At 56.6% G+C, this 22,692-nt stretch carries 25 protein-coding genes; 12 read left to right on the top strand and 13 right to left on the bottom strand.

Annotation, left to right across the window (positions count from 1 at the left end):
- Positions 1 to 105 precede the first annotated feature (105 nt).
- Entirely contained in the window at positions 106 to 498 is a 393-nt protein-coding gene (locus VGK48_09160; protein ID HEY2381335.1) for a BlaI/MecI/CopY family transcriptional regulator, read from the top strand.
- Between the two features lie 212 nt (positions 499 to 710).
- Here the strand turns inward: VGK48_09160 and VGK48_09155 are convergent, their stop codons facing one another.
- Entirely contained in the window at positions 711 to 1,220 is a 510-nt protein-coding gene (locus VGK48_09155) for a hypothetical protein (protein HEY2381334.1), read from the bottom strand.
- Between the two features lie 102 nt (positions 1,221 to 1,322).
- The gene (locus VGK48_09150; GenBank protein HEY2381333.1) at positions 1,323 to 2,057 is read right to left on the bottom strand and encodes a DVUA0089 family protein; all 735 of its coding nucleotides are present in this window, start codon (positions 2,055 to 2,057) and stop codon (positions 1,323 to 1,325) included.
- Positions 2,058 to 2,522: 465 nt separating this feature from the next.
- Here VGK48_09150 and VGK48_09145 point away from each other — a divergent pair, with 465 nt between their 5' ends.
- Together VGK48_09145 and VGK48_09140 are read left to right on the top strand one after the other, a co-directional pair.
- On the top strand, positions 2,523 to 2,882 hold the full coding sequence (locus tag VGK48_09145) for a TIGR03435 family protein (protein HEY2381332.1): 360 nt from the start codon (positions 2,523 to 2,525) through the stop codon (positions 2,880 to 2,882).
- The gene (locus tag VGK48_09140) at positions 2,879 to 3,856 is read left to right on the top strand and encodes an aldo/keto reductase (GenBank protein HEY2381331.1); all 978 of its coding nucleotides are present in this window, start codon (positions 2,879 to 2,881) and stop codon (positions 3,854 to 3,856) included. The genes VGK48_09145 and VGK48_09140 overlap by 4 nt, the downstream gene beginning before the upstream one ends.
- 119 nt (positions 3,857 to 3,975) lie before the next feature.
- On the opposite strand, the gene VGK48_09135 is transcribed toward VGK48_09140, so the two are convergent.
- On the bottom strand, positions 3,976 to 4,881 hold the full coding sequence (locus VGK48_09135) for an AAA family ATPase (GenBank protein ID HEY2381330.1): 906 nt from the start codon (positions 4,879 to 4,881) through the stop codon (positions 3,976 to 3,978).
- Between the two features lie 142 nt (positions 4,882 to 5,023).
- On the opposite strand from VGK48_09135, the gene VGK48_09130 reads away from it, so the two are divergent.
- The 3 genes from VGK48_09130 (at position 5,024) to VGK48_09120 (ending at position 6,966) form a co-directional block, all read left to right on the top strand.
- Entirely contained in the window at positions 5,024 to 5,434 is a 411-nt protein-coding gene (locus VGK48_09130) for a hypothetical protein (protein ID HEY2381329.1), read from the top strand.
- Positions 5,435 to 5,801: 367 nt separating this feature from the next.
- Entirely contained in the window at positions 5,802 to 6,410 is a 609-nt protein-coding gene (locus tag VGK48_09125) for a DVUA0089 family protein (GenBank protein ID HEY2381328.1), read from the top strand.
- A 112-nt stretch (positions 6,411 to 6,522) separates the two neighbouring features.
- Positions 6,523 to 6,966: a hypothetical protein gene (locus tag VGK48_09120; GenBank protein ID HEY2381327.1), complete on the top strand. Its 444-nt coding sequence runs from the start codon at positions 6,523 to 6,525 to the stop codon at positions 6,964 to 6,966.
- A 735-nt stretch (positions 6,967 to 7,701) separates the two neighbouring features.
- Here VGK48_09120 and VGK48_09115 read toward each other — a convergent pair.
- On the bottom strand, positions 7,702 to 8,781 hold the full coding sequence (locus tag VGK48_09115; protein ID HEY2381326.1) for a TonB family protein: 1,080 nt from the start codon (positions 8,779 to 8,781) through the stop codon (positions 7,702 to 7,704).
- Positions 8,782 to 8,879: 98 nt separating this feature from the next.
- On the opposite strand from VGK48_09115, the gene VGK48_09110 reads away from it, so the two are divergent.
- From VGK48_09110 to VGK48_09095, 4 genes are all read left to right on the top strand, one after another.
- Complete coding sequence (locus tag VGK48_09110; GenBank protein ID HEY2381325.1) at positions 8,880 to 9,965, top strand: hypothetical protein; 1,086 nt, start codon at positions 8,880 to 8,882, stop codon at positions 9,963 to 9,965.
- A 139-nt stretch (positions 9,966 to 10,104) separates the two neighbouring features.
- Positions 10,105 to 10,314, top strand: coding sequence for a hypothetical protein (locus VGK48_09105; GenBank protein HEY2381324.1), 210 nt, complete (start codon positions 10,105 to 10,107; stop codon positions 10,312 to 10,314).
- Positions 10,311 to 10,718 carry a PIN domain-containing protein gene (locus VGK48_09100; GenBank protein ID HEY2381323.1) on the top strand — a complete coding sequence of 136 codons (408 nt, stop codon included), beginning with the start codon at positions 10,311 to 10,313 and terminating at the stop codon, positions 10,716 to 10,718. Before VGK48_09105 ends, VGK48_09100 begins: the two co-directional genes overlap by 4 nt.
- 5 nt (positions 10,719 to 10,723) lie before the next feature.
- On the top strand, positions 10,724 to 12,781 hold the full coding sequence (locus VGK48_09095; protein ID HEY2381322.1) for a glycosyltransferase family 39 protein: 2,058 nt from the start codon (positions 10,724 to 10,726) through the stop codon (positions 12,779 to 12,781).
- Positions 12,782 to 12,867: 86 nt separating this feature from the next.
- On the opposite strand, the gene VGK48_09090 is transcribed toward VGK48_09095, so the two are convergent.
- Positions 12,868 to 13,878 (bottom strand): GDP-mannose 4,6-dehydratase, encoded by a 1,011-nt coding sequence (locus VGK48_09090; protein ID HEY2381321.1) that lies wholly within the window; start codon positions 13,876 to 13,878, stop codon positions 12,868 to 12,870.
- Between the two features lie 29 nt (positions 13,879 to 13,907).
- Here VGK48_09090 and VGK48_09085 point away from each other — a divergent pair, with 29 nt between their 5' ends.
- A complete protein-coding gene (locus VGK48_09085) occupies positions 13,908 to 15,050 on the top strand; it encodes a glycosyltransferase family 4 protein (GenBank protein ID HEY2381320.1) in 1,143 nt (380 codons plus the stop codon).
- Positions 15,051 to 15,067: 17 nt separating this feature from the next.
- Here the strand turns inward: VGK48_09085 and VGK48_09080 are convergent, their stop codons facing one another.
- The 8 genes from VGK48_09080 to VGK48_09045 all read right to left on the bottom strand — a co-directional run bounded on the left by VGK48_09080 (position 15,068) and on the right by VGK48_09045 (position 21,375).
- A complete protein-coding gene (locus VGK48_09080) occupies positions 15,068 to 16,681 on the bottom strand; it encodes an ATP-dependent DNA ligase (protein HEY2381319.1) in 1,614 nt (537 codons plus the stop codon).
- On the bottom strand, positions 16,678 to 17,667 hold the full coding sequence (locus VGK48_09075; protein HEY2381318.1) for an SAM-dependent methyltransferase: 990 nt from the start codon (positions 17,665 to 17,667) through the stop codon (positions 16,678 to 16,680). The genes VGK48_09080 and VGK48_09075 overlap by 4 nt, the downstream gene beginning before the upstream one ends.
- A 31-nt stretch (positions 17,668 to 17,698) precedes the next feature.
- Positions 17,699 to 18,271: an NADH-quinone oxidoreductase subunit B family protein gene (locus tag VGK48_09070; GenBank protein HEY2381317.1), complete on the bottom strand. Its 573-nt coding sequence runs from the start codon at positions 18,269 to 18,271 to the stop codon at positions 17,699 to 17,701.
- A 44-nt stretch (positions 18,272 to 18,315) separates the two neighbouring features.
- Positions 18,316 to 18,678 carry an NADH-quinone oxidoreductase subunit A gene (ndhC, locus tag VGK48_09065; GenBank protein ID HEY2381316.1) on the bottom strand — a complete coding sequence of 121 codons (363 nt, stop codon included), beginning with the start codon at positions 18,676 to 18,678 and terminating at the stop codon, positions 18,316 to 18,318.
- Between the two features lie 9 nt (positions 18,679 to 18,687).
- Complete coding sequence (locus VGK48_09060) at positions 18,688 to 19,215, bottom strand: MogA/MoaB family molybdenum cofactor biosynthesis protein (protein ID HEY2381315.1); 528 nt, start codon at positions 19,213 to 19,215, stop codon at positions 18,688 to 18,690.
- Between the two features lie 72 nt (positions 19,216 to 19,287).
- Positions 19,288 to 19,809: a cyclic pyranopterin monophosphate synthase MoaC gene (gene moaC, locus VGK48_09055; GenBank protein HEY2381314.1), complete on the bottom strand. Its 522-nt coding sequence runs from the start codon at positions 19,807 to 19,809 to the stop codon at positions 19,288 to 19,290.
- A gap of 2 nt (positions 19,810 to 19,811) precedes the next feature.
- The gene (gene glp / locus VGK48_09050) at positions 19,812 to 21,026 is read right to left on the bottom strand and encodes a gephyrin-like molybdotransferase Glp (GenBank protein ID HEY2381313.1); all 1,215 of its coding nucleotides are present in this window, start codon (positions 21,024 to 21,026) and stop codon (positions 19,812 to 19,814) included.
- Positions 21,013 to 21,375, bottom strand: a complete 363-nt coding sequence (locus tag VGK48_09045; GenBank protein HEY2381312.1) for a hypothetical protein — start codon at positions 21,373 to 21,375, stop codon at positions 21,013 to 21,015. Before VGK48_09045 ends, glp begins: the two co-directional genes overlap by 14 nt.
- Before the next feature lie 56 nt (positions 21,376 to 21,431).
- On the opposite strand from VGK48_09045, the gene glyA reads away from it, so the two are divergent.
- The gene (gene glyA, locus VGK48_09040) at positions 21,432 to 22,676 is read left to right on the top strand and encodes a serine hydroxymethyltransferase (GenBank protein ID HEY2381311.1); all 1,245 of its coding nucleotides are present in this window, start codon (positions 21,432 to 21,434) and stop codon (positions 22,674 to 22,676) included.
- Positions 22,677 to 22,692: the final 16 nt, after the last annotated feature.

Raw genomic sequence — 22,692 nt, 5'->3', positions numbered from 1 at the left:
CACAACCGCTGTCGCTTCGTTTCCATCCATCAGGGCACTGCGATTGACGTGCGACAGATGTCGCATTACAATGCTACATCTGTCGCACATGAAGACGGAGCCGCAATGCCGAAACAAACCACGGAACGCCTGACGCGCCGGGAACGGGAAATCATGAACGCTATTTTCGCCTTGGGCAATAAAGCGTCCGCCGAGGACATCCGCAGCCGTCTCGCGAGCCCGCCGAGTTACTCCTCGGTTCGGGTCATGCTGACGCGTCTTGAAAAAAAAGGCTGCCTGAAGCATCAGGAGGACGGAGTTCGCTACATCTATTCAGCCACGATCTCACCGGCGGCCGCCAAGCGGACGGCATTGCAACAGTACCTGCAGACATTTTTCGGCGGATCGCTCCGCCAGATGATGACGGCGCTGGTCCGGGAGGGTTCGTGGAGTGACGACGACCTCGATGCCCTCAAAGCGGAGATCGAGGAAGCGCGCAAAGAGAGAAAACGATCATGAACGCGGTCATTATTGAAGCGGCCCTGCCATGAGCAGTTCATTCGCCGTATCCGTCACTGTGAAGGTGACGGATACGGCGCGGGCCACGAGCGTTCAATGGGCGCGACTGTCGGACTCCTGATTGGAATTCACCGTTATTTAGACCGCGCGGTATTCGTTGAATCAACGAATATGCGCGGTCGTATCGCAGCCCTTGGATCGAAATGAGATTTCTACGGCGCGGAAATCAGGTATCCGGCAATGGTTGCTTCCGCAGAGAGAGAACCGGTCGAGACCTGATTGCCGCCTAAGAAGAGTGAAGGCATGTTTCCGGCGTCGACGTAGTATGTGATCGGTCCGCCGACAATGACTCTGTTAAAGCCAAGGTTGCTAGGCGCTGCGAGATATTGAAAGTCGCTGAAGAAGTTCCCGTTCGCGCCGATCGAGACGTTTTGCTCCGCTCCGCCTGAGGCCAGGCTGTAGTAGGCCGAAGCATAGGTTACGACCAGACGTTTTCCAGCAGGCACCGCCGGAAAGTTCACCGTGCAAACGAACGGCGTGCAACTCCCACTGTCCTGACCGAATATTATGGCTTGGTGATAAGGATTACGGCCCGGCTCATCAATATTCTGGATCAGAGTGGCGACAGCGGCTCGCACAGTCTTGGAACCGACAGTCGAAATAACGGCCAGGGACACAACACTAACCGCGGCAAAAAAGATAACTTTGCGAGAACGTTTCATTGGGTCTCCTTCAGGATTTTTGATTTTGGATAACCCTCCCTGGCCGAATTGATCTAACGCTGAGGTTCGTCCTTGAAACTAAATTCAGCGGCTTTCCGATGCTTAAGAAACAAATTGCCGCCGGCGGCTAAACAGCCAGGCAGCGCCGATTCCGATGACGAGTAGGCTTCCCGGTTCCGGAACTGCGGAAAACGTGGAACTTCCGCTGGTGATAACGTCAAGAGCAAAGGCGCCCGTGCAGGAAATGCCGTCGATGTTGACGTTGCAGAATTGACCTCCGGTAAAGTCTGTGAAACCTTCTCCGAGAGTTCCGTTACTGGTAAACGCATTGGGCACGTATGCACCGTCGCCAAGCACGATCGTATAGGTGCCTGCACCAAGACCTGAGATAGTCATCTCGACGTCGCCGCATTCCGTGTCAGTGCCAAAAGTCGGCGCGTTTGCGGGTGGGCAGCCTGCAAAGCTGCCGTAGTTGCCCTCGGACAGCGAAGTGCCAAACGTTACGGTCCCTTCCGTCAAAATGACAGCACTGTCACCGGTACCTGAAAAAATGGCAACCAGCGGGTCCGTGCCCCCCGGCGCGATGACCATCGACGCCGCATTCGTTCCGCCACCAAACCCGAACGTCTGAAGTGTTACATCTTCGCTGGTGGGCAATGTCAAAGTGTATTCGTTCGGGTCAGTGGGGCTGCTTAAGACTCCTGTGACCGAGAAGGTGCTGGCATGAGCCTTCTGGATCGAGAAGCAGGCAACAAGAAGATAAGGCGTTAATACGAGCAGTATTTTTAGGATTTTCATCGGTTGTTTGTCGGAAATTTTGCAGGGTATTGAAAGCAATTGGCCTACCCTTGTATAAATGCTTGACTCATCGGGAGTAGCGCAAAAAGTGCGAAAAAAGAATCTAACGAATGCGTTAGGTTTTCCGACGTTGCTGTTGGAGGGAGAGAGGGCGTCAGAAGGTCTGGCCTTCCATGGAATCAGTATCTTGCGAAACTGCGCACGTCGTGGCTGGAAACTGTAAGAGTTTCCGACAAGTCTCTCGGGCCGCAAGCATGCGTTCCTGCTTTCTTCCTGTAACCGCTCCGCTGCAAAGTCGTCTGTACTACGATGAGACCGCAATTTGTTCGGTTTACGGTAGAGGGATCGCAGCAACCGCGCCGGCACCTTCGCAGAATTCCGCCCTACCAGGGGTGACTTTTGAGGCGGTGTCGATCAAGCCCAATGACTCGGAATCGGGCTCGTCCAGTATTTCGACGAACGGCGGGCGGCTGACGGCCAGGAACGTCACGCTGACGACTGATCATGTCCGCCTATCGAGTACAGGACTTTCAGGTTATCGGCGGCCCTGCCTGGATCGACAACGATCGGTTCGACGTTCAGGCGAAGGCTGAGGACGGCGCGATTCCCGAGACTCGGAATTCACGGGACGAGCGGGACAAACTCGTCCCCCTCGAATTCATGATGCAATCGATGCTTACCGACCAATTCCAGCTGAACCTCAGTCGCGAGACGCGCGATTTACCGGTTTATACATTGAGCATTGCGAAGGACGGCGCGAAGATCAAAGCCGCGGCTGCAGATTCGGCGGAACCTGAACCCAGGAAGGCTCGCGGCGATGCTCTAGTACAAGGAGCTCGATCATTCGGAACGGAGTCTGCATGAAATACACGCGCCTCGGAACATCGGGTCTGCAGATATCGAGAATCGTTGTCGGCTGCATGAGCTTCGGCGAGCCGAACCGCGGCACACACGAGTGGACACTCGATCTCGATGACGCAAGACCGCTCATTAAGCAGGCGTTTGACGCCGGCATCACGACTTTCGATACGGCCAATGTGTACTCTCTGGGTTCAAGCGAGGAAATTCTCGGGAAATTGATCGGAGAGATTGGCAGGCGCGATCAAATCATCATCGCGACCAAGCTTTGGGGACGGATGGGAGCAGGCCCGAACGACAGCGGCCTTTCGCGCGGCGCCATCCTGACGCAAGTCGACGCAAGCCTGAAACGTCTCAAAACGGACTATATCGATCTATATCAGATTCACCGTTATGACGCGAACACGCCGATCGAGGAAACGCTGGAAGCTCTTCACGATCTGGTACGGTCCGGCAAGGTTCGTTATATCGGTGCGTCGTCGATGTGGACCTGGCAGTTCGTCCAGGCGCAGTATCTCGCGGATCTACACGGCTGGACGCGATTCGTCTCCATGCAGAACCATTACAACCTCCTGATGCGCGAAGAGGAGCGCGAGATGTTTCCCTTCTGCGTGAACCAGGGCATCGGGACCCTGCCCTGGAGCCCATTGGCCCGCGGCCGGCTCACTCGCGACTGGCAGGCTGCAACACGCCGAAGCGAGACCGACGCCTTCGGCAAATCCCTGTACAAGCAGTCCGAGGAATCGGACCGTAGGATTCTCGACGCCGTCGCCGCCATTGCCAAGGAGCGCGAAGTGTCCCAGGCTCAAATAGCGATGGCCTGGGTCCTCCACAGACCTGCCGTAACGGCTCCAATCGTCGGCGCCACGAAAACGGCGCATCTGACCGATGCCATCGCCGCCGTCGATTTGCAACTAAACACCGACGAATGCAAGCGTCTCGAGGAACACTATATTCCCCACGCCCAGGAAGGGATCTGACCGGTCCGCGTGCGAGGGTGTGTCTCAGTTTGACATTTCGGGAATAACAACTCCCCTCCTCGCGGAGGAGGGGTGCCCGAAGGGCGAGGTGGTCGCTCACAATTCATGTTGATTCCATCCTACAGGTCGATCAGGTGGCGAAGAAAACGGTGCGGATCGCCCAGGAATAGCCGCCAGTTCTGTACCAGCGATAGATCGTCGAACGAATCGACGCGGCGGATTCCCTGTTCGCCAAGCTCCAGAAGCGTCGCACCAGGCAATGAAGCCAACAGCGGAGAGTGCGTCGCGACAATGATCTGGCTGCCCTCGCGACACATCGTGTCGAGCAGAGATACCAGACCCAGGCAAGAATGAAACGACAGCGCAGATTCCGGCTCATCGAGAAAATACACGCCGACATCTTCGAACCGGTAGCGGAGTATTGTAAGAAAGGATTCGCCGTGCGACCGGGCATTGAGCGGCGTTTCACCGCCCCACGCTTTCTTATGCAGTCCTGCGTCCTCACCCTGCAAGAACTCGTGCATGGCCTCGGCACGCAGGAAGAAACCTGCCGGTGACGCGCGGCGATGCGTGCGGGCGCGAAGCTGGAATCTCAGCAGCGAATCTTCCGGCTTTGAATCGGGGCCGGTGACGTTTGCACCTTTCGCCGGTCTGTGACCCGAACGCGGATATATCGCCGCGAACGCCTCGATCAATGTGCTCTTGCCGCTGCCGTTTTCACCGACAAGAATCGTCACGCCTGGCGGAATGTCGAGTCCGCCTTCCCGGATGAGTTGCGCGACAGCCGGGATGCTGTATGGCCACGACCCCAGGTCCAGCTCGCCGTTTGGGGCCGGCGACCAATCGATCCGCTCCAGGTGGCGAACAATGTTCGATTTCGACACGAGAAGCAAGAATAGTAACGAAGGGGGAAGGAACACAAGAAGCACAAAAGGCACAAGAGGATCCCGTCTCGGTTCCAGCGGGTCGAACCGGCCTTCCCGCACCGCAACCATCAACTCTTCATTGGTCCGTTGCATCGACATCACAGGTGAATACCGACCTTGAAGCGAATGGTCGCCGAAAACTTCGCAACCAGGCGGCCCATCGATGAAGCCAGGATTCGGAGAAATTTCAAACGCGGTGCACGTGGGCCGGCTCTCTTGTTCCGCCAGACCCGATAATGGTATGACTTCGCGGACGGTTCGGATTCCATCGAATGAGGAGTTGTCGAAGGTGCACATGCAAGTGAGCACGGAAGGCGCATATTCGCAGGAATGGCGGCGTTACCGCCGATGGAGCCGGGCGTTCTGGCTGCTCTTTTTTTTCTACCTGCCGGCGATGGACTTGGCAGGCCATGCGATTGGACCGCTTCGCAGGGGCGGCCCCTTGATTTTTGGCGCCGCGCTGCTCTGGATGGGGTCATTAATCGCCGTCGGTTATCCCAAAATAAACTTCCGGTGTCCGCGCTGCCGGGAACTGTTCTTCCGCAAGTTCGACGATCGCCCCTGGCGAATGTCATGGCAGCACAACCCATTCGCCCGCCGCTGCATGCATTGCGGCCTTCCAAAGTGGGCTTCGAATCCCGTGGACGTGTGAAATGAACCCATCACGCCATCGACGGCGATCCCTGTTTAAAATTCCTGCCATTAAGGCTGAATGCGGTTTTGAAGTAAACAGCCTTGTTCTAAAGAACGAAACCCGTCAGGATAGTTAACGTTTTTATTGTAAGAGGTAAATATCATCTAAACGCTTGATTATTCCAGTTTTCTTTTCAAAGCTCGTCAACCTGATTCAGAAAACGTCGGATTACCTGACATTTCGCAACGTCCCTTCCACCTCGTCGCGAATAGCCGAATAGCGCGGCAATCCCGCCAAATCATAGAACCTGTTGGGTTGTGAGCAGGGTCTGGTTAACCAATTCTTATCTAGGCCAGTAACTTGCTGAAAACCCTTCACTAAAAATATGCGAATTCCGATCATTCTCGCTCTGGGGTGCGCCCTCTTGTTTGCCGAATATTGTTCGGCCGATACGATCCTCAATGGATATGTGAACGATCCATCAAATGCCAATCTTGTTGGCTCCGATCTGGGTGCGGCTCTTTTTGGCTCCGACTACGACATTGCTGACAATGTGGCGTTATATACGATATCGGTTGGCGACGGGAATGAGACCTTTACCAGCAAGGGATTCGCCCTTGGAGGTGTTGATCCTTATTTTACTTTATTCTCTGGAACCGGAAATTTGGCGACCTTTGTTGGCTCGAATTTTAACCAAGCATTCTCAACTGGAGGGGATTTCAGCCTGACCTTCAGTCTGGTTGCCGGGAACTATACCGTTGCTATTGGGACATATGCCAATGACTCCTCTGCCGAGAACGCCGGCACAGGTACTCTTGGAGACGGATTCACTTTCTTTGGCTCTCCCGATTCGCTGGGGAATGGTTATTACGAACTGGATATCAGTCAGGGACAGGCAAGCGTACCGGAACCCTCCAGCTCTATTCTCATCTCGCTACCTCTGATACTTCTGATTGCCTGGCGGATCAGAAAAGACGCTCTGATTCAAAACTAGATAAACCATTAGAGGAGAGTGACTGATGATACGTATTGCGAAAAGACTGATCTTGGGTGTCGTAACTCTGTCGAGTATCGGTTTGATATTGTCGGCTACCGCTGAGAAAGCTGTGGCTCAAATTCGACCTACCTACACCAAGAACGTAGACGAAGCGGGGCGCTTGCCATACCAGCATGAAGTCGATGTCAGCCCGGGGAGTTCCGCATGTCCGTCCAGCTCGTTCTGTTTCGTAGACTTTCCCGCGGTCCCCGCAGGAAAACGGCTTGTTGTGCAACATATCACAGCCCTTGTAGGCGTCGCGAGCGGAGGCCAGCCGAATCTGTTCGCTTTTGGCGATGATTTTACGACGAATACCGGGAATATCGCGATCATTCAACCCACTTTCACGCAGGGCCCCACTATTTTAGGAGCTAATTTTTGGTCGCTCGATAAGGACATCACCGTTTATTACGAACCTGGAACGGCTCCGCGGCTGAAAATTTCTGCTTCTGCCGGAATGGCCTTTGTTTCGAATTTCACACTTCACGGGTATCTGATCGACGCTGTGAATTAGGAGCCAGCAGAATGAGAATCTTCCGCGTTTTCCCCGCTGCTATTTAGGAGGTCAACGCGGAAGATGAAAAAGGTGTGACGTCAGTAGCAGCAAGGCGTGCAGCAGCAACTCTCGACGGTCAGGCCGCCGGCCACCGACATCAACTCGGAGTCCGAGAGCAGGCCGCTTCCGGAGGTTCTGCGGCAAAATAAAAGGGGATGTTCCCTCTCTTTCTACCCTCAACCCACAATTGGTAAGCGCTTTCCGCTGTCGTATCTTTGATACCGAGGGCATTCGGAGTACCCGGTTGCAGAAGGGTGATCGAGGCCCTTTCAACATCCAACCCATGCTCCTTCAAGACCACAATGGGTTCCTTTTCGAAACGGTTCAACAGTGCCGGCATAGGTGCGGGTGCAGCCGCTTCAACGCGGCATAGGCGCCGCCGCGCTCGTCGAGATCATCTGTCGTCTCATCAAGCCACAGCCGACGTTGTCCCACGAAATGATGTCACCGGACCCGCCGTCTTCAAACAGTTTCACATCGACTGAGTCGCGTACTTTCTTCCAGGGTAGATCGAGCCACTTCGGTTCGTAGTGTTGGATCTTGCTCTTGGGTGTTCCTCTCTATCGTCTGTTATTAAAGCGCGTTCTCTCATAACACGGACCACAGCCGCGTAAACCAACCACCGGAAAACCGGTCCATGAACAGTGTCAGCGGAAACTTCGCTAAACCGCTGATAGGAGGGCGCACACCTGCTTACTGGGATAAAGCGAAGTTCACTGTAACCGTGGTCACAGTACCGACCGGCTCGCCGTTGAGCAAAACGGGCTTATAGACCCACTGCTTGACGGCTTCAATCGCCGCCGGGATCAATAGAGGATGTCCGTTGACGACATTGAGATTCTCCACGATTCCATCCTTATTGATCGTTGCTTCCAGAACAACAACACCTTCAATATGGTTGTCCCTGGCAAGCTGAGGGTAAACCGGAGGCACTTTGCGGATCAGGGTCGGCGCTCTAAGAGTCGAGGCGACGCGAACATCGGACCCGCTCGGCGTTGATTGCGGTGGGGGAGGCGGGAGCGGTGGGGGCAGCGGCGGGAAGCCGCCTCTTGTGGGCGTGTTGTTTTTGCGGATTTCCAGGGCACGATTGAACCACTCGTCGGCGAGTCTGGTAAGACGGGTCTCTTCCTGAGGATCAACAGCCCGCCTGGCCTTCTCTCGCAGCAATATGTTTTCGTACATCATGGCATCCTCGTTCTGAGGATCGAGTGCGAGTGCCGAATCCAGGTTATTTAATCCTTCGTCGATGAGCAGGGATTGTTCCCCGAGTGGCAGCGGCCTGTTTCTGTCAAACACCAGTTCCCAGTCGATTGCGCCGATCTTATAGAACGGGATCGGGTTTTGAGGGTTCGACTTCGAAACGAATAAGAACGTATCGCGGGCCTCCTGATACCGATTCGCGGTTTGATAGATGCTGCCCAGTCCCAGCAGGGCTGGCGTATTGTCCGGATCTTGTTTCAGAACCCGCTTAAACGACTCAATGGCGTTGTCCGCCAAAGCCAGGTTTTCCCGAGTTTGTTGTGAGGGAACGAACAGTTGCGCGTAGGCGGTGGCCAGATACAGTTCCGCGGTCGTGAAATCCGAGTCGATCTGCACCGCCTGCTTGAAAAGCTCGATAGCGGACTCGTAATGGGTATTCCGGAAAGCAGCCACACCCTGGTTCAAAATGTCCCGTGCCTGGATTGAGGGCGGGATTGTTTGCGCCATCAAGGACATCCCCGTCACCGGCAAACCCGTCACGATCCAGAAGCATATTCGAGTGACCGTCCGCATTTTTCAGCCTCCGCCGAAGTATACCGTATCTAAACCAAGCACGAATTCGGAGTAAAGTACTCCCGGCTGAATCGTGTGCAAAAAAGGAGGTTAAGCTTATGCGCAAATGCTCTGTCGTATTCACCATCGTGTTCGCGCTGATCGCCGCATCCGGCAGGGAAATCCAGGGACAAAACGGTTCCGGACCTTGCGATCGAGCGTGCCTGGAAAATTTCGTCGAGCGCTATCTGGACGCACTGATCGCGCACAGTCCGAAACGGCTGCCCCTCTCGCGTAACGTCAAGTTCACGGAGAATGGGGTGCGTTTGGAAGTTGGCGATGCGCAGTGGAAGACCGTCATCGGCAAAGGAAGATACCGGATCGTTGTCGCCGATCCCGAAGCCGGACAGGTGGCGTTTATCGGAACGGTGAGCGAGGAAGCGCGGGGGCCGGAGGGGACGCCGACGGCTTTGGCACTTCGGTTGAAAATCGAAAACCGACAAATTACCGAGATCGAAACTCTCATGGTGCGCAGCACCGCGCCAACCGGAGCGCGAGGTGCACCACCGGCCGCGCCAACCGGCGCCGCGGTGAATATGGAACGCCTGAGGACGCCGAGTCCGTTGTTCACCCAAACGATTCCAGCTGCCGAACGGATGTCTCGTGAAGACCTGATCAAAGCAGCGAATATGTACTTCTCAGGAATGGAAAAGAACGACGGGAAAGGCGTTTATCCATTCACTGACGATTGCAATCGCATCGAAAACGGATCGCTGACGACAAACGTTCCGATGCGAGGCGGTCAGCCGCGGCCGGATCCCAAGACCTCAAACTCATATTCCTCCGCGTGGGGCTGCAAGGAACAGTTCGAATCGGGGCTGATCCATTTTGTATGGCGCATCCGGGACCGCCGCTTTGTTGCCGTGGACCGTGAAAGGGGCCTTGTCTTCAGTTTCGGCTTCTTCGACCATGCCCTGGGTTCGGATCGTACTTTCAAAACACCGGACGGACGCAGCGTGACAGGCGGACCAACCGACCCCTGGACGTGGCAGCTTGGCGAAATGTTTAAGATCGAGAAGAGCAGGATTCATCAGGTTGAAGCCGTGCTGGAACGCGCTCCCTACGGCATGAACTCCGGATGGAGCAGCTATGAAGACGGCATGTCGAGCGCCGCAAGGGACGTCACAAAGGCGAGCGGGAAGTAAGGGCCATTCACGTTTACATCCCGCCTTGCAAGCTTGACGGGCGGGGAAGACCATCTGAGCGAGTTGGCTGCGCTGGGAATTCAGTTGGGCGCCCCCAGCCAATTGAAATCCCGGAGCGGATGTAATACATTTTCGCTATATGAGTCATACAATAACCGTTCGTCTCACACCGGAACTCGCGGAATGGCTTGAGACGACCGCGCGGAAGAGCGGGATCCCTCAAGGCCGGATTGTCCGGCAACAGCTCGAAAAGGCCAAGTCGGCAGCAGATAAGCCGTTTATGCGTCTGGCAGGAGCTATCGATGGACCGCGCGATCTTTCCCGAAGAAAGGGATTCTCCCGCAAGTGAAAGCGATCGCAGATACCGGTTTCATCGTTGCCTTTTTGAACCGGCGTGATGCGCACCATGATTGGGCAGCCGGTTTGGCTGCCCAGGTCTCCGAGCCCCTGTTGACATGCGATGCAGTTCTTGCTGAGGCTGCGTTTCACGTGCAAAACTCCGCCATCGTCCTGAAACTCATTGAGGACGGTCTCCTGCTCCCTTCCTTTAATGTCGCCGAACACTTGGACCGGTTGACAGAGCTTGCCAAACGGTTTGCAGACCGCTCACCGGATCTGGCGGATCTGTGTATCATCCGGCTGAGTGAACTTCATCCCCGGCATCGGGTAATTACCATCGACGCGGCTGATTTCCGAATCTATCGAAAGAACCGAAAGGATGTCATACCACTACTCCATCCTCCATCCGATTGAACATCGTGAAACGGGCAATTGAGGCGGTTTTCACGGTCTGGCTGGCCGTGATTACCCTGCGCTATGCCGAAACCGTCCTGAGGAGCGTTGCGCATCCATTCAATCCCGGAGAGGATACGCTGTGGCTGGCGGGCTGGCTGGCCGCAGTTTCGATCATCGCGGCATGTTTGCTTTTCTGGCCCGGCTCCGCGCGGATTCTGGTGAAACTGGCGATTGTTGCAATGATCGCCATCGCCGTTTTGAGCGGCGCCGGGGTTGCGGCGCTCCTTGCCCTCTGGTTTCTATTCGTAGCGTACATATGGGGCAAATGGTTGCTGCGACTGGCTGGCGCCGAGCCCGAGGATGGGATCGAGTCCATCGCGCTCGCTGTCCCGCTTGGCTTGGCGGTTCCGGCGGGTTGCGGGTTTATCCTGGCGTGCCTCCATTTGTTGACGCCGGTCTCTGTCTGGATACTGGTTCCCGGCCTGACCGTACTGCAGTGGCGAACCATTGCCGGTCTCCGATCGCGAACCATTGAATTCCGCAAACCCTCGTTCGAACTAATATTCCCCCTTCTGGCGGCTTTGCCGGCCGTCGTTCTAAGCTTCGTCTGGGCTGTGGCGCCTGAAATCCATTTCGATGCGGCCAACTACCATCTGGCGGTCCCGAAGATTGATCTGGCCGCCGGCGGATTCATCGATCAGCCCTACTTTTTCCATTCGTATTTCGCGCATCTCGTCGAAATGGTGTTCGCGTTCGGGATAGCCCTGGACGGACAGGCCGCCGCAAAACTGCTTTCGTTTGGACTGAGTCTGGTTGCCGGATGCTGCGCGTACTCGCTTGGAAAGGAGGCTTTCGATGTCCGGGTCGGCTGTTGGGCGGCGGCCTACTTCTACACGACGCCGATCGTCAGCTGGCTCTCGGGGACGGCATACACGGACCACATCGTTGCGATGTTCCTGACGGCCGCGATACTCGCATTCGTGAAATGGTACAAGCACCCCGCGTCGACTGGTTGGATGTACATCGCCGGAGTACTCGCTGGAATGGCGGCCGCCGCAAAAATCAACGGGGCATTCGGGCTCCCGGTTCTCATCGTTGTGGTCTGCTGGAATATCCGCCGCATCTCTGTCTGGCGCGCCGCAGTTTTTCTAGCGCTGATAGCCGCGGTGGCGGCGCCGTGGTACGCGGTGACGTATTACTGGACCGGAAATCCCGTGCTGCCGATGCTGAATGGCCTTTTCAAGAGCAGCATGTGGGAACAGGCAAACCATATTATGAACTCCAGCTCTTTTGGGACCGGAACGTCGCCGGGATCGTTGATCCGGCTGCCCTTCCGTTTTATCTTCAACACCGATCTGTTCGGCGAGGCGTCCCCTCGAGGCGGTGCGGGTATCGCGCTGCTGATTGCGCTTCCGTTCAGCATCGTGCTTTTATCCCGGGAACGCCGGATCGTGGGCGTTCTGGCCGCCGCGGCTGCATTTTACCTTGTGATCTGGAGCTTCACGTTCCAGTACTGCCGCTATTTCACGCACATCCTCCCAATCGTGTGCATCCTGGGCGCCGCGACAGTGTTTCATATCGGAGCGCGGGGCCTTGCCGGAAAAGCGCGCCTGGCTTGCCTCGGTCTTGGGCTGCTGATGCAGTTCCCCGCCACACCGGTTCAGTTCTGGAATATTCCGGAACGGTATCCTTTGCGCGTGGCCCTGGGGCTTGAAACGCGAGAGCATTTCCTGGATCGCGCATTAGCCGGCTACACGGCGGCACAGCATCTGAACGCGATGGCGAAGCCGCAGGATCGCGTCATTGGCGCCGGTGTGGAGCAAGTCCGGTTCTATTTGAACGCCCCGCTTGAAACGTTAGAAGAGTCGACGCTTCATACCAGGTTGCGGGAAGTTGCAGGCGCGCCCCCCAATGAGGCGTTGCTGGCGAATCTGAGAGACTACGGCTTCAGTTACATCCTGGCAACAAAAGAGGCCCTGCAGAATCCCTCCGGTGAGTCTCCGTATCTGCAACCCGAGTTCCTCTCTCGATTTGCGACAGTCGAGTTCAGCGATAACCGAACCGTGCTTTACCGACTTTAAGAACATTGGATCATTGAATCATTTCAACGTTGCTTCATTGCTTCAACTTGAAGAAATGAAGCAACGTCGAAATGATGCAATTTACATTAGGTCTTCTTGGCAGGCTCACTGCCGGAGTGGGCCGATGACGTGTAGTAAGAAAGATCAGACGTTACCATCTCCTCGATCAGATCCGGGAGCGCCAAATCGTAAGTCCAACCTAAATTGATTCTGGCTTTTGTGCTGTTCCCGACCAGGATATGGATTTCCGCCGGCCGCAGCAGATCCGGATCGATTACCAGATGCTTGTACGGATCTAAACCCAGGATTTTGAAAGTGGCCTCGAGGAACTCCCTTACGGAGTGCGTTTTTTCCGTGGCAATCACATAGTCGTCCGGTTTGTCCTGCTGCAGCATCAGCCACATGACCTTCACATATTCGCGGGCATGGCCCCAATCACGCTTCGCATCGAGGTTGCCAAGCCGGATGGTCTTTTCCAGCCCCAGCTTGATCTTGGCCGCCTGGGAGGTAATTTTTCGGGTGACAAACTCAAAGCCCCGTCTCGGCGATTCATGGTTGTAGAGTATGCCGCTCGAAATGTGGAGCCCATACGCCTCACGGTAGTTTCTGCACAAATGATATCCCGCCAATTTCGAAATACCGTAAGCGGAGCGCGGCCGAAAAGGGGTGTTCTCGTTTTGTGGATACGTTTCCGTGTTGCCGAACATCTCGCTGGTAGCCGCAAAATATAATCGCGCTTGCGGTACGAGGTCGCGAACGGCGGCCAATACATAGTGCGTGCCGCTGATGTTGACTCCCAGGGTCGAGAACTCGTCTTCAAATGAATAGCTGACAAAGCTCTGGGCCGCGAGATGGTAGACCTCGTCGGGCTTCACCTTGGTCATCACCGAGTACAAGCTGGGATAACTCTCCAGCGAAGCGGCATGCAGATTGATGCGATCGAGGATGTGACGAATGCGCAGCAAGCGGTGGTCCGGGTCTTCGATGGCAACCCGCCTGACGATGCCGTGCACCTCGTATCCTTTTTCTAAAAGGAATTCCGCCAGGTAGCTTCCATCCTGACCGGTTATTCCGGTAATCAGCGCTTTCCTGCTCATGTGTTTAAGACAGCTGCTAAGATCGACAAGTGAATATCCTGATGCTGACGGCTTATCCGCCGGTGCTGCAGATGCACGGCGGAGGCGTTCGGATGTACCACAATATCCGTATATTGGCACAGCAACACGGCGTTCGGGTCATTAGTTTTGTCGAAAATGAGCGTGAACGCGAGCTTCTCCGGAGTCTGGAGGGAGTCTGCGAGTCCATCACCGCGGTCCAGCGGATCGCGGATTTCCGTCCCCATTGGCTGTCGCTCGATCCTTTTCTCGTTCGCGAATTCGATACGCCGGCAATGCACGAGGCCATCGAGGCGGCCTTTTGCGAGAAACCGGTGGACGTGCTTCAGTGCGAGTATCTGCAGATGGCCCAATACAAACGCCGCGGGGTCTTCTCGGTACTCACAATCATCGAAACCCAATCGGATAATGCCTGGGCCGCCTTCCAGAAAGAATCTGATCCGAGCTTGAAATTGAAACTGTTTTATCGATGGATGCAAGTGCTGCGCTATGAAGTGAGCTCGACGCGGCGCTTTGACCGGGTGGTGACGATGACCGAGGAGGACGCCGTATATCTGCGCTCGTACTCCCCGGATGTCGACATCCGGGCGATTCCAATTGGTATCAATCCGGAGGAGTTCCGCCCACTGGCAGGCGATCCAACGCATCCCCTGAAGGTGCTGTTTGTCGGAAACTTTCGTCATACTCCCAACGTCGAGGCAGCACGTTTTTTAGTTACGGAAATCGCGCCTTTCTTCCCGCAGCTCCGATTTGTCCTGTCGGGCGCCAACCTTCCAGAGGATTTGAAAGCTACTGCCAACGTGGATTGTCCGGGATACGTTACCGACCTCCGGACTTTGTACGAAAGGCCAAATACCATTGTCATGGCTCCGCTATTTTCCGGAACCGGACAGCGCGTCAAACTGCTTGAAGCGTTCAGTATGGCCTGTCCCATCGTGGCAACCTCGATCGCGGCGTACGGCTATCCGGTTTCCTCCGGCCGCGAAATGCTGATTGCAAATTCGGCCGCCGATTTTCGCCACGCTCTGGCGCAATTGGTATCGTCTGAAGAGCTTCGTACGAAATTAGGCATGGCTGGACGAGAAATGATTCTGAAGCGGCTGGACTGGCTGCAGATCGGCCCCCGGCTTCTGGAAGTCGTGAATCCGTCTTAGACTTCTGCGGATGGCCACTATTCGCCGATGTGTTTGCGGTAGATCTTGTCGACGGTGGCAAGATTATCGATGTCCGCCACGGTTTTATCGCTCCGGATTCGGACGATGCGGGGAAAGCGGAGGGCGTAGCCGCTCGAATGGCGATTGCTTCGCTGCATTCCGTTGAACGCGACCTCGATGACGACAGCCGGCTCCACCGTCCGGAAACGGCCGAAGTCCTGAAGCGTGTGCGCCTTGAAGTACTCGGTCATCGCCGCGATCTCTACGTCGGTGAGGCCCGAATACGCTTTGCCGATATTCAGCAGCTTTCCCTCATCCTGCACGGCGAAGGTGTAGTCGGAAAGCACATCGTGGCGGCGGCCATGGCCGAATTCGACGCCGGTGACGACGACGTCCAGCGTGGCTAATGCCTTCTTCCACTTCAGCCAGCTCATGCCTCGCTTGCCGGGGAGATAGACCGACTCCGCGTCCTTCAGCATCAAACCTTCATTGCGCCGGAGGGCCGCCTGCGCAAAAAATGGTTCAAGTTCCACCCGGCCGTCGAGCAGCATAAAAGGCGCGACTTTCAGCGGAGGCTGCCACGCAATGGATTCGATCACCTTCTTCCGCTCCCTCAGCGGCTCATCGATCAGACTGTTATCCCCAAATGAAAGAATGTCGAAGATCATGAGGGCAACGGGAACTTCTTCGATCAGTGCCGCGGATGGACGCTTCCGCCCGAGCCTTTTCTGGAGCGAGGCGAAGGGGAGGACGCGGTCCTCTCTGAAACCGACGATCTCGCCATCCACGATCAAAGAGCCGGTCATCAACCGGCCGGCTTCAATAATTTCCGGAAAGTGGCGGCTGATGTCGTCCAGCGTACGCGAATAGAGCGCCGACTGGCCGCCGCCGGCGTGAAGCTGGCCGCGGATGCCGTCATATTTGTCTTCCACGTAAAAGGGCGTGGAAAAGTTGGCGAAGATTTCCTCCTCGCTCTCGGCCGGCGTCGCCAGCATGAACTTCACCGGCCGAAAGATCTTCAGCGCGATATGGTCCAGCTCGCCGCTCTTCGCCAGCACAGCCGTTTCGCCGATGTCGCCCAGTGCCATATTCGCCCGCCGCACCGCATCGACCGGCCGCTCGAAAGCCTTCGCGATGGCCTCTTCCACGGTGTTCTCCTTCAGGCCGATCCGAAGATCGCCGGTAATGATTTTGATGACGTATTTTGCTTCGGATGGAGTGAGCGCGCGAAAAAGATCCAGCAGGACCGGCAGTTTGTTCGAAGCGCCTGATATGGTAGCCAGCGCGGCAAATTTTGACTGAACCTGGGAGGGCGAGAGCTCTCCGGCAGCTTGATGACCCATCAGGAGCCCCTCCACCATCTCCCCGAGATCCCCGCGCGCAAGATAGATCTCGTGGATCTGCTCATCCGATGCGCCGGATATCTGCTGAACGGCGTTCATCAGGGCCGACCACCCGATGTTTAAAGTGCGGGCCTCGGTCAGCGCAAACGGACGGCCTGCAAAGAAGACCGTGGCTGCCCGCAAATCATCGGCGGGCAGATCCCGGAGATATTCGGCCAGGAAAGCAATCTTCTTCAGCTTCGACGTGGTGCCGGAGATGGCATCGGCCGTTACAGCAAGGCGTTTCATCCTGAATTGATCGTGCCGCGATTGGCGGCCTGGATCAATACTTTGAAGCGTTCGCCCATGCTGCCGGGCAGGATGAGCTTCTTGATTTTCAAGAGCCGCTGCATGGATGCGGCATCGGCTGCGGTTGCAAGCTTCTCGATTTCGCCGAGAATGCCGAGCCGGATAAGGTAGTCCATCTGAGTCGTGAACAGGGTCGTCTTGAGGCCGGGCTCCTCCATCAGGTCCGAGAAGTTCACGTGCGCCGTGATGTCCTGTTCGCCGATCCGGAGGTACGGATCTTCCACGGCCTGATGATGCCAGTAACACATCAGCGTGCCTCGGGGTTGGGAGTAATACTCGTCCTTCAAATAGCCGTAATCGATCGCGAGGTGATAACCGCGGTCGAGCGAGACGGCGATATCGTGAATCCACCGGTGCGCCTCAATGCACACTTCCGTCGCCGCGCCTTCCGCGATCGGGAGTTCCATCGCGACCTGAAGCGGGCCATCGATTTCCTGGAAATCCTCATTGACATAGATTTCCTTCAGGCTGCCGGCTCTCCGGACCACGCGATGTACGGGCAGCGCATCGAAAAACTCATTCGAGAAGATGCAGCCGGTGATTCCCTTCGGCAGTTCGTCGACCCACTCGATTTCGAAGTCCCGCAGCAGATCCTTCTGCCGCTCGCGCATGGCGGGGCTTCGCTCGAGGATCAGGTACCTGAACTTCTCGTGCTGCAGGATGTCGCGGGCCAGGAGACCTTTACCGGCGCCGAGTTCGACCACGGTGAAGGTCTCGAATTCCGCCGCCCATTGCCGGAATTGTTTGGCGAGGAGCTGCCCGAAGATGGGATCCAGATCGCTGGATGTGTAGAAGTCGCCGTCAGTACCGATCGGGTTGCGCGGTGAGGAGTAGTAAAAGCGAAGGACCTCTTCCATGTAATCCCGGAATGGAAGAGGTCCTTGTTCGCGAATGCGTTTTCGAAGTTGTTCGACGATACCGGTCAATTCTAACTGCCGGTCTGATCCACAGCGGCCATTAGATTTTCATTCCGATCCGGTCCATCTCTTCTTTGGCCGCGCGGGCAATGCGCGGATCGTTCTTCACGTCGTCCAGACGGACTTCTGTCGGTTTCTTGGCGATCGTCATGCGGTCGATTTTGTCCTGAAGACGCATCAAACCGTATAGCAAGGCCTCGGGCCGCGGCGGGCAGCCGGGGACGTAGACATCGACGGGAATCACGTGATCCACGCCCTGGAGAACCGAATAGGTATCGAACGGGCCGCCGACATTCGAACAGGCACCCATCGAAATCACCCATTTCGGGTCGGGCATCTGGTCATATACACGCCGGACGATCGGGGCCATCTTCAGCGTGACGGTTCCGGCGACAATGATCAGATCCGATTGTCGCGGGCTGGGCCGGAAAATACCGGCGCCGAAGCGGTCCATATCGAAGCGGGAAGCTCCCGTCGCCATCATCTCGATCGCGCAGCAAGCCAGGCCGAACGTCATCGGCCACAGCGCCGACTTGCGCGCCCAGTTGAAAACGAAGTCCACGGATGTGGTGATGATGTTTTTCTCGAAACGGTCTTCAATCCATGCAGGCATTAATACTCCCGAAAAAGCGCGGGCCGAAGCCCGCGGCTACATATCTACGCCCAGTCGAGGGCGCCCTTCTTAATAATCCAGATGTATCCGACGATGAGGATACCTAGAAAGACCATCATCTCAATCAGGCCGAACAGCGCCAGTTGCTTGTAAATGATCGCCCACGGGAAAAGAAATATGGTCTCGACGTCGAAAATCACGAACAGAATCGCCACCACGTAGTACCGGATCGCGTACCGCTGGCGCGCATCGGAATCCGGATCGACACCGCATTCATAGGGCATCAACTTTCCTTTTCCACCGGTGCTCGGCCGGATCAGCTTCGCGACCAGCAACGTGGCGGTCGGAAACAGGAACGCGACCGCCATGAACAGGAAGATCGGCACGTAAGATGTCAGATTATCCATATGCTTTGATTACTCGCTGCGCCCTGTCGGGCTTGCATTCGCTCCGCTCATGTCCCCACATCCTAGGGATGATTGCTTCAAAACCTCGACAGCGTGCGACAGGATCGGCCGCACTGCCGTCAAACATTCTCGCACGCCTTTGACACTTCCAGGCAAGTTGATTATCAGCGTCGACTTGCAAATGCCCGAAACAGCTCGTGATAACGCCGCCCGAGGCGTGATTTTCAGACTTTCCAGCCGCATCAGCTCCGCAATTCCCGGTACCGGCCTGTCGATTACCGCCGTTGTGGCTTCGGGCGTGACGTCGCGCGGCGAAAGCCCTGTTCCGCCGGAGGTTACCACCAGCCGCAAACCTTCCTCGCTGGCCCGGCGCAATCGCGATTCGATTGCCGGCCGCTCGTCGGGCAGAATCTCGACCGCTACGACCTCGAACCCCGTTTCTTCCAGGATGCGCTTTGCTTCGGGACCTGACAAGTCCTCCCGGCCGCCGGCAGACGCAGTGTCGCTGATTGTTAAGACGAGAGCTCTACCCAACATAGCGATGGTGAGGCGCAGATGACGCGGATGACACAGATGCGGCATCAATGGCTTTCAATTGCCGCGTCTGCGTCATCCGCGCCATCTGCGGCTCACTATTTTCCTTTCTTCAGGTTTCGCCGTCCAGTGCCCGCTCTTGCCGCCACTTTTCTCCAGTAGACGGACGGGCCCGATGGATATGCCTTTCTCGACCGCCTTACACATATCATAGAGCGTGAGGGCCGCGACTGTCGCGGCCGTCAGCGCCTCCATCTCCACACCGGTTTCAGCTTTCGTGCGCGCCACCGCTTCGACCCGCGCGCCGGAGTCGATGACTTCGATCGATACATCCAGATGCGTGAGGGCCAGTGGATGGCACAGCGGAATCAGCTCCGAGGTCTTCTTTCCGGCCTGAATGCCGGCGATACGCGCGACCTCCAGGGCATCGCCCTTCGGAAGCTGCTTCTCCCGCAACAGACGAACGGTGTCCGGCGACATCCCGACCATCGCCTCGGCGCGGGCGAGACGAACGGTTTCGGACTTGGCGGTGACGTCCACCATTCGTGCGCGTCCTTCTCTATCCACATGAGTCAGTTCGGTTTTCCGCGAAGCCACATTCACTCCATTGACAGAAACTGGGCCGTATCGCCCGGCTCCAGATTGCCTTCACGGCGCGGAATCAGGATCAGAGCATTTGCCCGCGCCAGTCCGGCGAGATCGGAAGAGCCTTTCCACGGCGCCGTGCGAATCCAGTATTGACCGGCGTCGAACCGGACAAGGGCCGGAACCAGAGAGGCGCGTTCCGGATCGCAGTTTGCGGGCACCTCCAATTTGGCCTCAAGAACCTTCGGTTTCGTGTCGGCGGCCTTGAGCAGAGACAGAATCAGCGGCCGCACGAAAACCTGAAAAGCGACCATCGTCGAAATCGGGTTACCGGGGAGCCCGAAAACAAACGTTTCAGCGCGATGCCCGAAAACGGTTGGTTTACCGGGTTTCATAGCGACCTTATCGAAGAGAACTTCGACACCAAATTCCGCAAACACGGACTCCACGAGGTCGTACTTTCCCATCGACACGCCGCCGGAAACCAGCAGGATGTCGTGGCGAAGCCCGCGCTCGATCTTTTCCCGGAGATCTTCCATGTTGTCACGGCCAATTCCCAACAAAACGGGTTCGGCGCCCGCATCTTTCACCTGCGCGCAAATCGTGTAGGTATTGCTGTTGCGGATCTGCCCCGGCTTCGGCGTCTCATCCACTTCTACCAGTTCGTCGCCGGTGGCGATCACGGCAACGCGCGGCCTGGCGGAAACGAGGACCTTCGACTTCCCGGCTCCGGCGAGAAGGCCGAGATCGGCCACGCCAATCATTCGGCCGGCCTGCAGAATGCGCTCGCCCTTCCGTACTTCCGCGCCGCGGCGCAACAGACCTTCGTTTTTGCGCACCGTTTTCCGGATGCGGACCTTGTCCGGTGAGAGACGTTCCGTGTGCTCGACCATGACCACGGCGTTCGCACCATCCGGAAACGGCGCTCCGGTCATGATTTCGCAGCAGCAGCCACGATCGACATGGACACCCGAGCCGGCGCCGGCGCGAGATTCGCCGATGACCGTCAGCTCAGCGGGAACCTCCAGGAGATCTTCGAAGCGCACAGCGAAGCCGTCGCGGGTGGCCTTATCGAAACGCGGCGAATCCTCGTCGGAGAGGATGTCTTCGCGAAGAATACGGTGCATCGAATCGAGCAGGGCGACGGGTTCGGCGGGCATCCGGTCCGGACGATTCTTCGCCGCGGCCGTGGACATCACGATCTCCAGGCCACGCTCAATCGGAAGCATTCTCGAAGACTTCTCCCGACTCATCCACGTGGAAAACGAGGTCGTGATGGTAGACCCTCATGTTGATCGGCCAGTGATACTCGAACTCCATGCTGAATGCCGGACCGCGCCGCGTGATATGGACTTCCTTTTTCGTGAGCGGAATCCCGAGCTCCGTCGCCTTGTCGACAACTTCGTCACGAACCCTTTCAGGGGTCTTCCTGGTGGAGATGGCGTACTTCACTTCCTGCCGCACATAGTCATTGAACTGAAGAGCAGCGAAATAGCCAGGGACGTATTGCGTCCCTGCAAAGAGGAGCAGTACCAGGACCAGCAGAAAGAAGAGCTGTCTGCCGTTCAGGCCAAACATGGTGCGGAATTATAACATGGCGTGATAGGCTGCCTTTTTCTCAATAAGAGGTATTGATGAACAGAATTCAGACATCCCTCCAGGAAATGGATCCCGAGATCTACGCCGCGGTCCAGAACGAAGAACGGCGCCAATCGACGGGTCTCGAATTGATTGCGTCGGAAAATTTCACCTACCGGTCTGTACTTGAAGCAACCGGCTCCGTATTCACCAACAAGTATGCCGAGGGCTATCCCGGGCGGCGGTACTACGGCGGATGCGAGTACGTGGATATCGTCGAAAACCTCGCCATCGAACGCGCTAAGAAATTGTTCGGCGCGGAGCACGTCAATGTGCAGCCGCATTCGGGCAGCCAGGCCAATATGTCGGTCTATCTGACCGTGTTGAAACCGGGCGATACGATCCTCGGAATGAACCTGTCGCACGGCGGTCATCTGACGCATGGTCATCCGCTCAACTTCTCCGGCAAGTACTATCGCATCGTGCCATACGGCGTGCGAAAAGATTCGGAGGTCATTGATTACGATGAGCTTGCGCGCCTCGCGCGGGAACACAAACCGAAGCTGATCGTGGTCGGGGCGAGCGCCTATCCGCGCACCATCGAATTCGAACGGATCTCGCGGGTGGCGAAGGAAACCGGCGCCATGATGATGGTCGATATCGCCCACATCGCCGGACTGGTCGCAACCGGCGAACATCCGAGCCCTGTTCCCTTTGCCGAATTCGTCACCAGCACCACACATAAAACGTTGCGTGGACCGCGCAGCGGAATGGTCATGTGCCGCGAAACCTTTGCCAAGGACTTGAACCGGGCGGTGTTCCCGGAAATGCAGGGCGGCCCGCTCGTCCATGTCGTCGCGGCAAAAGCCGTGTGCTTCAAAGAGGCGGCGACTCCGGAATTCAAGACCTACATCCGGCAAGTTGTGAAAAACGCGAAGGCGCTGTCAAACAGGTTGGCTTCAAGAAAGTTCCGGATCGTTTCCGGCGGCACCGATACCCATCTCTTTCTGGTGGACGTCTTTTCGAAAGGCGTCAATGGAAAGCAGGCCGAACAGGCGCTCGATCATTCGGGAATCACCGTGAACAAGAACGCGATTCCCTTCGATCAGAATCCGCCGCTGACGCCCAGCGGCATCCGCATCGGCACTCCGGCGCTCACCACTCGCGGAATGAAAGAAGCAGAGATGGAAGCGATCGGGGATTGGATCGCGGACGTCCTGGATCACATCAACGATGAGAGCGTGCAGAAGAGAGTGCGGAAGGAAGTCGAGCTATTGTGTGAAAGATTTCCGCTGTATTGAACGGGGAAAGTAACCA

The sequence above is a fragment of the Terriglobia bacterium genome (genome assembly GCA_036496425.1).
Lineage (GTDB): Bacteria > Acidobacteriota > Terriglobia > 20CM-2-55-15 > 20CM-2-55-15 > 20CM-2-55-15.
Note: the sequence above shows the minus strand (reverse complement) of the source record. Positions and strands in the feature narration are given on the sequence as shown.

Coding starts and splice junctions, on each gene's coding strand:
- VGK48_09160 (HEY2381335.1), top strand. CDS start 106: ATGCCGAAACAAACCACGGAACGCCTGACGCGCCGGGAACGGGAAATC.
- VGK48_09155 (HEY2381334.1), bottom strand. CDS start 1,220: ATGAAACGTTCTCGCAAAGTTATCTTTTTTGCCGCGGTTAGTGTTGTG.
- VGK48_09145 (HEY2381332.1), top strand. CDS start 2,523: ATGTCCGCCTATCGAGTACAGGACTTTCAGGTTATCGGCGGCCCTGCC.
- VGK48_09140 (HEY2381331.1), top strand. CDS start 2,879: ATGAAATACACGCGCCTCGGAACATCGGGTCTGCAGATATCGAGAATC.
- VGK48_09135 (HEY2381330.1), bottom strand. CDS start 4,881: ATGTCGATGCAACGGACCAATGAAGAGTTGATGGTTGCGGTGCGGGAA.
- VGK48_09130 (HEY2381329.1), top strand. CDS start 5,024: ATGACTTCGCGGACGGTTCGGATTCCATCGAATGAGGAGTTGTCGAAG.
- VGK48_09125 (HEY2381328.1), top strand. CDS start 5,802: ATGCGAATTCCGATCATTCTCGCTCTGGGGTGCGCCCTCTTGTTTGCC.
- VGK48_09115 (HEY2381326.1), bottom strand. CDS start 8,781: ATGCGGACGGTCACTCGAATATGCTTCTGGATCGTGACGGGTTTGCCG.
- VGK48_09110 (HEY2381325.1), top strand. CDS start 8,880: ATGCGCAAATGCTCTGTCGTATTCACCATCGTGTTCGCGCTGATCGCC.
- VGK48_09105 (HEY2381324.1), top strand. CDS start 10,105: ATGAGTCATACAATAACCGTTCGTCTCACACCGGAACTCGCGGAATGG.
- VGK48_09090 (HEY2381321.1), bottom strand. CDS start 13,878: ATGAGCAGGAAAGCGCTGATTACCGGAATAACCGGTCAGGATGGAAGC.
- VGK48_09080 (HEY2381319.1), bottom strand. CDS start 16,681: ATGAAACGCCTTGCTGTAACGGCCGATGCCATCTCCGGCACCACGTCG.
- VGK48_09070 (HEY2381317.1), bottom strand. CDS start 18,271: ATGCCTGCATGGATTGAAGACCGTTTCGAGAAAAACATCATCACCACA.
- ndhC (HEY2381316.1), bottom strand. CDS start 18,678: ATGGATAATCTGACATCTTACGTGCCGATCTTCCTGTTCATGGCGGTC.
- VGK48_09060 (HEY2381315.1), bottom strand. CDS start 19,215: ATGTTGGGTAGAGCTCTCGTCTTAACAATCAGCGACACTGCGTCTGCC.
- glp (HEY2381313.1), bottom strand. CDS start 21,026: ATGCTTCCGATTGAGCGTGGCCTGGAGATCGTGATGTCCACGGCCGCG.
- VGK48_09045 (HEY2381312.1), bottom strand. CDS start 21,375: ATGTTTGGCCTGAACGGCAGACAGCTCTTCTTTCTGCTGGTCCTGGTA.
- glyA (HEY2381311.1), top strand. CDS start 21,432: ATGAACAGAATTCAGACATCCCTCCAGGAAATGGATCCCGAGATCTAC.